This window comes from Chryseolinea serpens (assembly GCF_900129725.1).
Lineage (GTDB): Bacteria > Bacteroidota > Bacteroidia > Cytophagales > Cyclobacteriaceae > Chryseolinea > Chryseolinea serpens.
Window position 1 is genome coordinate 715328 of the sequence record NZ_FQWQ01000002.1, and the last position, 12555, is coordinate 727882.

General features: G+C 50.0%; 8 protein-coding genes. 6 read left to right on the plus strand and 2 right to left on the minus strand.

The window, feature by feature from the left end:
* Positions 1–108: 108 nt before the first annotated feature.
* Both BUB30_RS16965 and BUB30_RS16970 read left to right on the plus strand, forming a co-directional pair.
* Positions 109–2295 (plus strand): alpha-galactosidase, encoded by a 2187-nt coding sequence (locus BUB30_RS16965; RefSeq protein WP_073136219.1) that lies wholly within the window; start codon positions 109–111, stop codon positions 2293–2295.
* A complete protein-coding gene (locus tag BUB30_RS16970) occupies positions 2292–3359 on the plus strand; it encodes an aldose epimerase family protein (RefSeq protein WP_084138191.1) in 1068 nt (355 codons plus the stop codon). The genes BUB30_RS16965 and BUB30_RS16970 overlap by 4 nt, the downstream gene beginning before the upstream one ends.
* A 247-nt stretch (positions 3360–3606) precedes the next feature.
* Here BUB30_RS16970 and BUB30_RS16975 read toward each other — a convergent pair whose 3' ends face one another.
* Both BUB30_RS16975 and BUB30_RS16980 read right to left on the minus strand, forming a co-directional pair.
* On the minus strand, positions 3607–4932 hold the full coding sequence (locus tag BUB30_RS16975) for a sugar porter family MFS transporter (protein ID WP_073136221.1): 1326 nt from the start codon (positions 4930–4932) through the stop codon (positions 3607–3609).
* Positions 4933–5040: 108 nt separating this feature from the next.
* Positions 5041–5952 carry an AraC family transcriptional regulator gene (locus tag BUB30_RS16980; protein ID WP_084138192.1) on the minus strand — a complete coding sequence of 304 codons (912 nt, stop codon included), beginning with the start codon at positions 5950–5952 and terminating at the stop codon, positions 5041–5043.
* A 68-nt stretch (positions 5953–6020) separates the two neighbouring features.
* On the opposite strand from BUB30_RS16980, the gene BUB30_RS16985 reads away from it, so the two are divergent.
* From BUB30_RS16985 to BUB30_RS17000, 4 genes are all read left to right on the plus strand, one after another.
* Entirely contained in the window at positions 6021–9365 is a 3345-nt protein-coding gene (locus BUB30_RS16985; protein WP_073136223.1) for a DUF5107 domain-containing protein, read from the plus strand.
* A 246-nt stretch (positions 9366–9611) separates the two neighbouring features.
* Positions 9612–10448, plus strand: coding sequence for a chromate resistance protein ChrB domain-containing protein (locus tag BUB30_RS16990; RefSeq protein ID WP_073136225.1), 837 nt, complete (start codon positions 9612–9614; stop codon positions 10446–10448).
* 148 nt (positions 10449–10596) lie between these two features.
* Positions 10597–11733 (plus strand): chromate transporter, encoded by a 1137-nt coding sequence (locus tag BUB30_RS16995; RefSeq protein WP_073136227.1) that lies wholly within the window; start codon positions 10597–10599, stop codon positions 11731–11733.
* A complete protein-coding gene (locus BUB30_RS17000; protein ID WP_073136229.1) occupies positions 11730–12452 on the plus strand; it encodes a superoxide dismutase in 723 nt (240 codons plus the stop codon). The genes BUB30_RS16995 and BUB30_RS17000 overlap by 4 nt, the downstream gene beginning before the upstream one ends.
* Positions 12453–12555 lie beyond the last annotated feature (103 nt).

Genomic DNA, 12555 nt, shown 5'->3' on the forward strand with positions numbered 1-12555 from the left:
CAGAATGCACGCCCTGACCGATCATAATAAAATCCATGAAAAAGACCGGATTCTCCATTCAAACGGTTGCGGCATTGGCATACTTTTGCTGAAACCGCATCCCCCATCATGAACCTAAAAAGGAATTTAAGCCTCGTATTTTTTCTGCTCGCCGTCGCGTCAACGGCCCTGGCCCAAACCGAACCGGAAGCCATTGTCATTCAAACGGCACACACCAGCCTGGTCTTTCAAGTGAGCAAAGAAGGCAACCTCATGCAGTCGTATTTTGGAAAACGACTGCCCGCGGATCAAATCAAAAACATCCAGATCACCCAACAAGAAGCTTATTCCACCTATGGCAAAGCCTTTGTCTTCGAACCTGCTTTTCAGGCAGTGCATGCCGACGGCAACCTCACCACGGAATTGAAGTATGTAAAAAAAGAAACCAGCACGGTGGATAAAAACACCACGCTCACCCGAATCCAACTGAAAGACGCGTTCTATGACCTCACCGTCTTTCTTTGTATGAAAGCCTACGCCGCCGAAGATGTTGTGGAGCAGTGGACCGAGATCACGCACGGTGAAAAGAAAGACATCACGCTCAACGATTTTGCGTCGTCACAACTTTCGGTGAAGGCATCGTCGTATTGGCTCACCAGTTTTTATGGCGGCTGGGCCTCGGAGATGAACCTGAATGAAGAAAAGCTTTCCGAAGGCCGCAAGGTCATCGAATCGAAACTGGGCGTCCGGTCCAACCAGTTCACGCATCCTTGTTTTTTATTGGGTGTCGACGGCGCAGCAACCGAAACCGAGGGAACCGTGATCGGCGGCACGTTGGCGTGGCCGGGAAGCTGGCGGTTGTCGTTTGAAGTGGATCCCACAAAAAATCTGCGCATCCTCTCCGGCATCAATCCTTTTGCTTCACAGTATACTTTGAAACCGAAGGAAGTGTTCAAAACACCGGGCATGCTGTTCTCCTTCAGCGATGCCGGCAAAGGCGAGATCTCGCGACGCTTTCACGCGTGGGCACGGACGTATGGCATTTACAAAAGCGAACGACCGCACATGACCCTGTTGAACAATTGGGAGGCCACCTACTTTGACTTCAACGAAACGGTGTTGAAACAAATCATTGCCGACGGCGCCGACATGGGCTTCGACCTGTTCTTGTTGGACGATGGATGGTTTGCCAACAAATATCCCCGAAACAACGACGATGCTGGCCTGGGTGACTGGGATGTGAACGTCAAGAAATTGCCGCATGGCATTGGCGAATTGGTCACGGCCGCGGAAGCCAAGAAGATCAAATTCGGGATCTGGATCGAACCCGAAATGGTCAACCCAAAAAGTGAACTGTACGAGAAACATCCCGACTGGGTGATCACCGCACCACACCGTCCGCTGGACCCCAGCCGAAACCAGCTCGTGCTCGACCTTTCCAACCCGAAAGTGCAAGACCATGTCTTTTCCGTGGTCGATAAAATCCTGACTGAAAATCCACACGTGGCCTATATGAAGTGGGATTGCAACCGCTACATGACCAACGTCGGGTCCTCGTATCTGCCGCCGGAGAAGCAGTCGCATCTTTTTATTCAGTATACACAAGGGCTGCTGGACGTTCTGAAACGCGTGCGTCAAAAATATCCCGACGTGGTGCTCATGGCGTGTTCCGGCGGGGGCGCCCGTATGGACTATGCCACGCTACCCTTCTTTGACGAATACTGGATCAGCGACAACACCGACGCCCTCGACCGTATCTTCATTCAGTGGGGAACGAGCTACTTCTTCCCTCCCATCGGGTTGGCCAGCCACGTGTCGGTGGTCCCCAATCATATCACAAAACGCATCACGCCGCTGAAATTCAGATTCGACGTGGCCATGTCGGCAAAACTTGGCATGGATCTGCAACCCAAAGACATGAGCCCGGAAGAAAAAGAGTTTTCCAGGAACGCCATCCAGATCTACAAGGGGATAAAACACATTGTCCAGTTTGGTGATCTGTACCGGCTGTTGTCCCCTTACGAAAGCAACCGCGTTGCTTTGCAATATGTGACGCCCGATAAAAAGGAGGCGCTTGTTTTTTCTTATCTCATGAAAAAAGAGATCATGGGCAACGACCAGGTGCTGTACGCGCAGGGTCTTGATCCGAACCAGGAATATACGTTCACCGAAGTGAACAAGGCGCCCAACAAGACTTCGCATGCGTCGGGTTTGGATGGAAAGAAATTTACGGGAGCATTTTTGATGACCTATGGCGTGCGCTACCGCATGTCGGAAGAATTTGAAAGCATCGTATTTCAACTCTCCTCAAAATGACATCGCATCCTCCATCCACGAGCAGCGTGAAAAAAAATCGCATCTCCTACAAGCCCTGGGGAACATACGGAGGCAAAGACGTTTTCCTTTTTAAATTGGAAATTGCCAGCGGCGCGTTTGTTGAAATAACAAATTATGGTGCCACCATCGTCTCCATGGTTGTCCCCGACCGGAACGGGAAGTTGGAGAATACCGTGATCGGCTTTCCCTCGCTCGAGGGCTACGTGAACGACCGGTGTTATATCGGATCCACGATCGGCCGTTTTGCTAACCGCATCGGCGGCGCTGCCTTCACGCTCGACGGCGCAACGTATACGCTGGAAAAAAATGATGGCCCAAACAACAATCACGGCGGCCCCGGCGGGTTTCATGCAAAGGTATTTGACTTTCGTGTGGGGACAGATTTCCTTTCGCTTTCATTGACCAGTGCCGACGGTGAGGGAGGTTTTCCCGGCCAGGTGGATTTCCTGGTCACCTATTCCTGGAGCGACGATCATGAGCTGACCATCCGGTTCAATGCCGTGTCCGACAAAAAGACGGTCCTCAATTTTACAAATCACGCCTACTTCAATTTAGCACCCGATCATGGCGATATCCTGGAGCATGAGCTCACGCTCCCTTCCGATGAAATGCTGGAAACTGACAGCGGTTATATTCCAACCGGTGTCATCAGCAGCACCACCGGAAATAATTTCCACCAAACCCGCATCCGCGACCGCGTAAAATTCTCAGGCCCATCCCAAACCGGCGTGAACCGCTATTTCATCCTGAAGCACGACGACAAGCCCGGTATGCGACGCGCCGGCCTATTAACAGAACGGACTTCCGGCAGAAGTCTCGAGATCTTTACCACGTATCCCGGCGTCCAACTTTACACCGGCGACTACCTGGACTCAAAACACCTCAGCAGCCGGTTCAAGCAAATCCACCCCTTTGATGGTTTGTGCTTGGAATGTCAGCACTATCCGGATGCCCCGAATCACAATAATTTTCCCAGCACGGTTGTTGAGCCGGGGGAGGCTTATGATGAAAGGATTGTTTATAAGTTTGGGGTGAGGGCATAGGAGCCAGGAGCCAGGAGCCAGAAGCCAGGAGTTGGGAGTCGGTCTTCGTAGTCAGTATTCAGGAGCCAAGAGGCAAGGCGATATGATAGGGTGGGTATTAGTTTTCAGGAAGGCCATGTTTACAAATTCAAACCACCACACGTCCACCTATAGCTCGCGCTCACTTTCTCTCTCACTCTCACTCTCTCCCACACCTCACTCCCGCACCCTCTACTGGCTCCTGGCTCCTGGCTTCTGGCTCCTCACATCAATGCCTCACCATCTCCATCTCAAATTGCTCCAGCGTCTTTCCTTTTGTTTCCGGAACAAATTTCAAGAGGATAAAAAAGTAAGTAAGACAAACAAAGGAGAAAAGGAAGAACGTCTGCGGCGCGTCCAGGAGTTCGATGAGGACCGGGAAACCGTAAGCCAGCGAGAAACAGGCAACCCAAAGCATGCCAGTGGCGATAGAGACGGCTCGGGTCCGGACTTTGGTGGGGAAGATTTCGGAGATCAGCACCCACGTCACGGGCGCCAGGGTGGCGGCGTAGGTTGCGATGAAGGCCAATACAAAGAACGAAAGCAGGTAGCCGTCGAACAGGCTGTAGTGAAAGCAAATGCCGACCAGGAATAACCACAACGCCATGAGGAAGGAACCGGCCAGCATGAGTTTTTTTCTGCCCAGCTTGTCCACTAACATCATGGCCACCAGGGTGAAAATTAAATTGATGGCGCCGATCATGATTTGTTGAAACAACTGGTCTTTCACATTCATCCCGGCTTTTTCAAAAATGATGGGTGCATAAAAGAAGACGGCGTTTGCCCCGGAGATCTGTTGAAAGACGGCGAGCGTGATCCCCAGCAAAACAATGAACGCCACACCCGGTGCGAGCAAGTCGGATAATTTCCCCTTCACTTCCCGCTGCATGCGCGATTGAATGAGCGTCACCTCTTGCACGGCATCTCCACCGGAGATCTTTGCCAGGATGGTCTTTGCTTTTTCGATATGACCTTTGCTCACCAGCCACCGCGGGCTTTCGGGAACCATGAAAACAAATACAAAAAACAGCAAGGAAGGAATGGCCCCTGAAGCAAACATCCACCGCCAGTTGTTCTCGACGTCGGCGAGGATATAGTTAGAGAAATAGGCCAGCAAAATGCCCGAAACAATGGTGAGTTGATTGATGGAAACCATGCGCCCACGAATGGCCGCGGGACTTACTTCGGCGATGTACACCGGCGAAAGCATCGAGGCAGCGCCCACGCCAATGCCGGCGATGATCCGCCAAACGATTAAAGCTGAATGCGTAGACGACCATCCCATGAAAATGGATGAGATCATAAAGATGCCCGCCGCGATAATGAGCGGAAGCTTGCGGCCGAAGCGTTCCGCAAAGGGCCCGGTCAACAAGGTTCCGATGATGCAGCCCACATACAACGAACTGCCCGTCCAGCCCAACTGCGCTTCGCTCAAATGATAATACGATTGTATGAAGGGAATAGTGCCCGAAAAAATGGCGATATCAAATCCAAAAAGAAGGCCTCCGAATGCGGCGACGGAGCTGATAAGAAAAACATAAGATCTCTGAGCCATAAATCTGTATCTATACAAAAACAAAGGTGCTGCAAAATGAAAATTCAGAAATGGAGAATCGCCTGAAAAGAATGGACTATTCCGTTTTCGGAAAAAGGGACTTCGTCCTCAACGTTTTTTATGACGATACTCCACCGGCGACAATCCCATCACCTTCGTGAACAACCGCGAGAAATAGTAAGGATCTTCAATGCCCAATTTAGACGAGATCTCGTTGATGCGCAGCGACGTGAACTGAAGGTATTGGCAAGCATGCTGGATCTTTAGATGATTAAAATAGATGATCGGCGAATAGCCGGTCTTGCGTTTGAAAATGTTGGAGTAATGCGACAGCGAAAGATTCACGGACGCCGCCAGCGCTTCCAGCTTGATGGGCGTGTCGAGGTGATCTTGCATATACTCAATAGAGAGATCCACCACATCTTTCTCCACCGCATGCTGGGCCGATGCGAATTTGTCGGAAAACGTCAGCGTCGTCAGGAAATATTGAAAGCTGGTGCTGGCAAAAAATAAGTTGTCGAGGCTATAGCCGGATTCGAGGCTCCGGTAGATCATGTCGAAGATCTTGATCCGCTCTTCCAGGAAAATGTTGTCGTTGACAAAACTTTTGAACTGCTTGGTCAGCAAGCTCACAAAGTAGGCACTTTGCAGGCCTTTGAAGTGCGCCCAGTAGATGGTCCACGGATTTTTATCGTCCGCTCCATATTTATGGGGCATCTCGGCGGGAATGATCAGGACTTCGTTGGGATTGATGTTCACATTCCCCGAAGGAAGTTCCACCCACCCCTTCCCTTCCAGGCAATAGATCAGAATGTGTGCCGATATGCCTGAAGGTCGCTCGCGGTAGTGAAACTGGGCGCGGGGGTAAAAGCCAATGTCGGTCAGGTAGAGACTGTTGATGGGCAATGTATAGCCACACATCTCCAATATTTTTTTGGGCAGCACGATCGCGCGTTGTCCTTCAAAACCTTCCCGTTTTCGTATGGCTTGCATATTGCCCATAAAAATAGAATAATCCATCAAAAGAGAAAATTAATCCATTACCAACAATTTGCAGGCGGGTAACTTTGCTAAAACATTCGTTAGAAATGAAAAGCAAAAGCACTGTTGAGGTTTGGGAGGAGAAAGTCTCGATTCCGACGTATGGGATCGGAAAACCAGAAAAAAATCCAATTTTCTCCGAAAAGCGCGTGTACCAGGCAAGCAGCGGTGTGGTCTATCCCAACCCTGTCATTGAAAAGATCCTCGACGAGAAAACGGACAAACTTTATCACGCCGTCTTTCTCGAAAATCAATACATCAAAATTATGATCCTTCCCGAGATCGGGGGAAGGGTGCACATGGCGTATGACAAAATAAGACAACGCCATTTCGTTTATTACAACCAGGTCATCAAACCCGCACTGGTGGGTTTAACGGGACCCTGGATCTCCGGGGGAATTGAATTCAACTGGCCGCAACATCACCGCCCCAGCACGTTCGACCCCATCGACTTCACCATAGAAGAACACGAAGACGGCAGCAAGACCATTTGGGTGAGCGAAGTTGAAAAAATGTTTCACACCAAAGGGATGGCAGGGTTCAGACTCTACCCCGATAAAGATTACCTGGAGATCAACGTGAAGCTCTATAATCGAACGCCGTTCCCACAAACCTTCCTCTGGTGGGCCAACCCCGCTTTGAAAGTGAACGACGATTATCAGTCCGTGTTTCCACCGGACGTGCGGGCCGTCTTTGATCATGGAAGAAGAGATGTATCCGAGTTCCCGATCGCCAGAGGTGAATATTATAAGGTAGACTACTCCGCCGGGGTGGACATCTCGCGTTATAAAAACATTCCCGTGCCCACATCCTACATGGCACAAGAATCCAAGTACGATTTTGTGGGAGGATATGAACACGACACGCGTGCAGGAATATTGCACGTAGCCAATCACCATGTTTCCCCTGGAAAAAAACAATGGACCTGGGGCAATGGCGAGTTCGGTTTTGCATGGGATCGAAATCTGACAGACGAGGATGGACCCTACGTCGAAATTATGACGGGTGTTTTCACCGACAATCAACCCGACTTCTCCTGGATCCTGCCCGATGAGGAACGAACCTTCACACAATATTTCATGCCCTATAGCGAATTGGGGGTTGTGAAAAATGCTACCAAGGATGCACTCGTCAATGTAGAGGTGCAGGGCGCCCATGTCAGTCTCAAGTTCTATACAACGGCGGCTCATGAAAAAGCGACCGTGACGTTGCGAACGGATACCCAGGAACTTTATTCCGAAGTGATCGACATCTCGCCGGAGCGACCCTATCAACACAACATCCTTCTGCCACAGCCTGTCGCTGCCGAAAACATCATCGCGTCGTTGCGCGATAAAGCGGGCAAGGTGTTGGTGCACTATCAGCCCGAAAAAGAAATTTCCAAACCGGTTCCCGAACCAGCCAAAGCAGCGGCCGAACCCGAAGGCATTGCCAGCATCGAAGAACTTTTTCTAACGGGACTTCACATCGAACAATATCGTCACGCCACCTTCCTGGCAACCGACTATTACCTGGAGGCCTTGCGTCGCGAGCCAACGGATGTGCGCAACAACCAGGCGATGGGCATGTGGTTTATGAAACGGGGACAATTTGCCAAAGCTGAATCCCATTTCCGGCGCGCCATCGCCACCCTCACCGAGCGAAATGCAAATCCCTATGACGGCGAACCGTATTTCAACCTGGGGCTTTGTCTTTTCTTCCAGGATCGTCACGACGATGCCTATGCAGCCTTTTTCAAATCCGCCTGGAATGCGCCGGTTCAGGCTGGAGCCTATCTGAATCTCGCGAGAATTGCCACGCAAAAGGAAAATTTTGAAGATGCGCTGGAGCTCGTCAACAAATCACTGAACAGAAACTACACCAGTCAAACCGCCCGTCACCTGAAGGTGATCATCCTTCGCAAACTCAACCGGCAGAAAGATGCTCAAGACCTCATCGATCAATCGCTGGCGCTCGACAAATTCAACTTTGGGATTTTGTTTGAGTCCTTCCTCCTTTTTCAGACGACACCTTCCGGCAAAAACGAAAATCCACTAGACCGGTTAAAAAACCTGGCGCGCGACAACGCGCATACCTACACGGAATACGCTTTCGACTACGCCCATGCCGGACAATATGCCGAAGCCATTCAACTCCTGGAGATTTGCAAGACCGAAGGCGACACTTATCCCATGATGGATTATTACAAGGGTTATTTTGCCTCTAAAAACAATAAGCCCACCCTCGCCCATCAGTACTACCAACAAGGTGCGCGCCGCAAGCCCGACTATTGTTTTCCCAATCGCGTGGAAGATGTGTTGGTGTTGCAAGAGGTGATGCACGCCAATCCCATCGATTCCAAAGCGCCGTATTATCTCGGCAATTTTTGGTACGCGCACAAGCAATACGCGGAGGCCATTCAATGCTGGGAAATCTCGGTAACGCTCGATCCTGATTTTGCCACCGTAAACCGCAACCTGGCACTGGCCTACCATAACAAACAAAACAATCCCGCCAAAGCGCTCCAATATTTAGAACGGGCATTTATCCTGAACACGCGCGATGCCCGGGTCTTCATGGAACTGGATCAGCTCCATAAAAAATTGAACAATTCCCACGAGGACCGTCTTTCGCGACTCGAAGAACACCTTGCCCTGACCGAAGATCGCGATGATCTCTACCTGGAGCGCATCACGTTATACAATCTCTTGAACCATCACGAGAAAGCGTTGGCGCTTTTGGCCGCACGACAGTTTCACCCCTGGGAAGGAGGCGAAGGCAAAGTGGTCGGACAATATCTCATCTCGAACATCGCCCTGGCAAAAAAATTCCTGAACAACGGCCATCCTGAAAAAGCCTTGCACCATTTGGACGCGGCCTCAAACTATCCACACTTTCTTGGAGAAGGAAAAATTTACGGCACCCAGGAAAATGACATCCACTATCTGAAGGGCTGCGCCTACGAAGCTTTGAACGACTCGACACGTGCAAAAGACGCCTTCCAAAAAGCAACCGTGGGGCTGAGCGAACCCGGCCAAGCCATTTACTACAACGACCAGCAACCCGACAAGATCTTCTACCAGGGACTGGCCCACAAAAAACTGGGCAACCCTGCAAAGGCCGACCAAATCTTCAACAACCTGATCACCTTCGGATCGTCGCACATGAACGACACCATCAAGCTGGATTACTTCGCCGTATCCCTTCCCGATCTGGCCGTATTTGATCAGGACCTTGATCAGCAAAATAAAATTCATTGCCATTATATTATGGGGCTCGGCTATTTAGGGTTGGGGAAGGATTCGTTGGCACTGGAGCATTTTAATGAGGCGCTTAAAAAGAACCGGAACCATGCGGGGGTGATGGTGCATAGGGGGATGATTGTTCAGGAGCCAGTCGTTAGCAGCCAGTAGTCAGTATTCAGTAGCCAGTATCCAGGAGCAAGAGTCAAGTGTTAGAAATGACAGGTGGAGGAAACGTTTTAAAAAGTCAAACGCCACGCGTTTACCGGCTCACTCACACTCACACTCACATTCACACCCGCTCCCGCACACCCTACTGGCTACTTACTACTAACTACTGACTACTGGCTACTGATTTCAATAACCAAAGAAAGTCTCGTATCTTTCTCCCCCCGGCTGCATCGCGGGGTAACTTTTATGAGATGGATAACCCGTGAGCGTCCGAAGATCGATCGCATTGCCTGTCCTTGGTTGATAAAGCGTTTTGTGGATGAGGATGCGGAGATCATTTATGTTCCCTTTGAAGAGGTTATAAAAAAAGCAGCGGAACTGGATGCTGTTCCGTTCGATTTGCCGGGTGTGGAGTATACGCACTATGGCGACCAGTGTACGTTCGATTTTATTATACAGAAGCATAAGCTCAATGACCCGGCCTTGAATGTGTTGGCGGTCATTGTTCGGGGGGCCGATACCGACCGGCATGACATTGCCTCTCAGGCTTCCGGCTTGTGGGCCATCTCGGCCGGGCTTTCTTACAACATTAAGGACGACCAGCAGTTGCTTGAAAAAGGAATGCTGATCTATGATGCGTTGTATAGTTGGGCCAAATATTTACAAAATGAGAAGCATACCCAGGGACCCATCGAGAACATGCTCCTGGATGTGTATAAGAAATTCCTGAAACAGAAGTCGGGCAAAGCGCCGGCGTGGGCGCAGGAATTGAAGGAAATTATCCAGGATCAGATCGACACCAACCTGGCCCTGAGCCTGAAAGAAATTTCACATAGCCTGAATGTGCATCCCTCCTATTTGTCGCGTGAGTTTTCAAAATACTTCGACGACCTGTCCTTCGGCGATTATATCCGAAAGCTGCGCATTGAAAAGGCGATTGTCCTTCTCAACGACTCGAAACATTCCCTTGCCGAAATAGCATATCTCACCGGGTTTTCTGACCAGAGCCACTTCGCCCGGATTTTTAAGAAAACAACCGGACAAAGTCCGCTGTCCTATAGAAAATCGCAGGGTAAAAAGTAAAAATAATCCCAAAAGTAAATTTCGTGCTATATTTCCTTTCCAATATTGGATAGCATTGTCATGGTGTGATCCTGTTTTAAAATTTTGGTTTACACCGTAGTGCGTCAAGTATTTTGTCGCAGAAGCTTTGTAAAACGACCATCCTCTCATGACACCTGCATATTCTCTAAAAGATCTGATCCTCTATTTTCTGAAACTCGGAACCTGGGGCTTCGGCGGCCCGGTGGCCTTAGTGGGCTACATGCACCGCGACCTGGTGGAAGATAAAAAATGGATCGGTGAAGACGACTACAAGGAAGGGCTCGCACTTTCACAACTGGCACCGGGTCCACTGGCCGCACAACTTGCCATTTACCTGGGCTATGTACATTATCATTTGCTGGGCGCTACACTCGCCGGACTGGCGTTTGTGTTGCCATCGTTTTTAATGGTGCTCGGCATTGGGTATGCATATGTTTCCTTTGGCGGATTGCCCTGGATGCAGGCCATCTTTTATGGCGTCGGTTCTGCCGTGATCGGCATCATTGCTATTGGCAGTTACAAACTCACCACGAAAAGTATCGGGAAGGATAAATTGCTTTGGGTGATATTCATTGTCCTGACGATCATCACGTTCGTTATGGAAGAGGAAATTCTATGGCTGATGTTGTTGGCCGGTGTTGCCGTCTGGTTTGTAAAGGCACCACCGAAGTGGCTCGGCTCGCCGCAAGTCATGGCGCCTGTTCTGTTTCTTCAACTACAACCCGTGGTCGTTGAGTCGCGGCTCTGGCAGATCGCATGGTTCTTTACAAAAGCGGGTGCCTTCGTCTTTGGGAGTGGTCTGGCGATCGTTCCATTTTTGTATGGCGGATTGGTAAAGGAATATCAATGGCTCAACGAACAACAATTTCTTGACGCCGTCGCGGTGGCCATGATCACGCCGGGGCCCGTGGTGATCACAGTCGGTTTCATTGGCTACCTCATCGCCGGCGTTCCCGGGGCGGCCATTGCGGCGTTGGCTACCTTTGTTCCCTGTTATTTGTTTACGGTCATTCCCGCCCCCTATTTCAAGAAGTATGGAAAACATCCCGGCATCAAGGCCTTTGTCGACGGTGTTACGGCCGCGGCCATCGGCGCTATTGCGGGTGCCGTTTTAGTGTTGGGAAAAAGAACGCTGACCGATTTGCCTACCGGGCTCATTGCATTGGCTACGGCCGCCGTGTTGTTCCGTTATAAGAAAATTCCGGAACCGGTTATTATCGTCATCGCTGCCGCTATTGGCATATTTCTAAAAACATTCCTATGAACAGAAAAGATTTTATGAAGACTTCGGCGATCCTGGGTGGTGCCGGTCTCTTGCCCGCAAACAATGCGTTCTCTCAAGGCCTTCAACAAAGCGGGTTGGATAAACTGACCGACAAGGACGGTAACTTCGCCCTGCAGCCGCTGCCTTACAACGAAAATTTCCTCGAACCACACATGGACCAGGAAACCCTTCACTTGCATTATACTTTCCATCATGGCGATGCCGTGAAGGCGGCAAACAAAGATCTTCAAATGATCAAAAAGTCGATCGACGAGAATAATCTCGATACGGTAGACTATTGGACAAAAAAATTGTCCTTTCACTTATCCTCTCATATTCTCCATACCATTTTCTGGACAAACCTCAGCAACAAAAAAAGCGACCCATCCGGCGCATTGTTGAAGCAGATCGAGAAGGATTTTGGCTCTTACGATAAATTCAAAGTGCTGATTAGCAAAACCGCCAAGGGCGTCGATGGCAATGGCTGGGGAATTTTAGGCTATCAGCCCTACACGCAAAAACTCACCGTACTCCAATGCGAAAACCACGAAAAGCTCACACAATGGGGCGTCATTCCCATTCTTGTGATCGACGTGTGGGAACACTCCTACTACCTGAAATACCGGAACAGGAGGGCCGAATTTGTCGACAACCTGTTTCCCATCATCCATTGGGACAATGCTGCCGAGCGATTCAATTATGCGCTTAAACTAGGTTGAGCCGACGAAATTTCAAGCGATCAGATCGATCGTTCAGGGAACCTTGTAAATCTTCAAGAAAAGGTTCGATATTCGGGAGGATCTATTGATCCGGGCAATATAT

What these genes read in the sequence shown, in the direction of transcription:
- BUB30_RS16965 (WP_073136219.1), top strand. Translation starts at nt 109, where the DNA reads ATGAACCTAAAAAGGAATTTAAGCCTCGTATTTTTTCTGCTCGCCGTC.
- BUB30_RS16970 (WP_084138191.1), top strand. Translation starts at nt 2,292, where the DNA reads ATGACATCGCATCCTCCATCCACGAGCAGCGTGAAAAAAAATCGCATC.
- BUB30_RS16975 (WP_073136221.1), bottom strand. Translation starts at nt 4,932, where the DNA reads ATGGCTCAGAGATCTTATGTTTTTCTTATCAGCTCCGTCGCCGCATTC.
- BUB30_RS16980 (WP_084138192.1), bottom strand. Translation starts at nt 5,952, where the DNA reads ATGGATTATTCTATTTTTATGGGCAATATGCAAGCCATACGAAAACGG.
- BUB30_RS16985 (WP_073136223.1), top strand. Translation starts at nt 6,021, where the DNA reads ATGAAAAGCAAAAGCACTGTTGAGGTTTGGGAGGAGAAAGTCTCGATT.
- BUB30_RS16990 (WP_073136225.1), top strand. Translation starts at nt 9,612, where the DNA reads ATGAGATGGATAACCCGTGAGCGTCCGAAGATCGATCGCATTGCCTGT.
- BUB30_RS16995 (WP_073136227.1), top strand. Translation starts at nt 10,597, where the DNA reads ATGACACCTGCATATTCTCTAAAAGATCTGATCCTCTATTTTCTGAAA.
- BUB30_RS17000 (WP_073136229.1), top strand. Translation starts at nt 11,730, where the DNA reads ATGAACAGAAAAGATTTTATGAAGACTTCGGCGATCCTGGGTGGTGCC.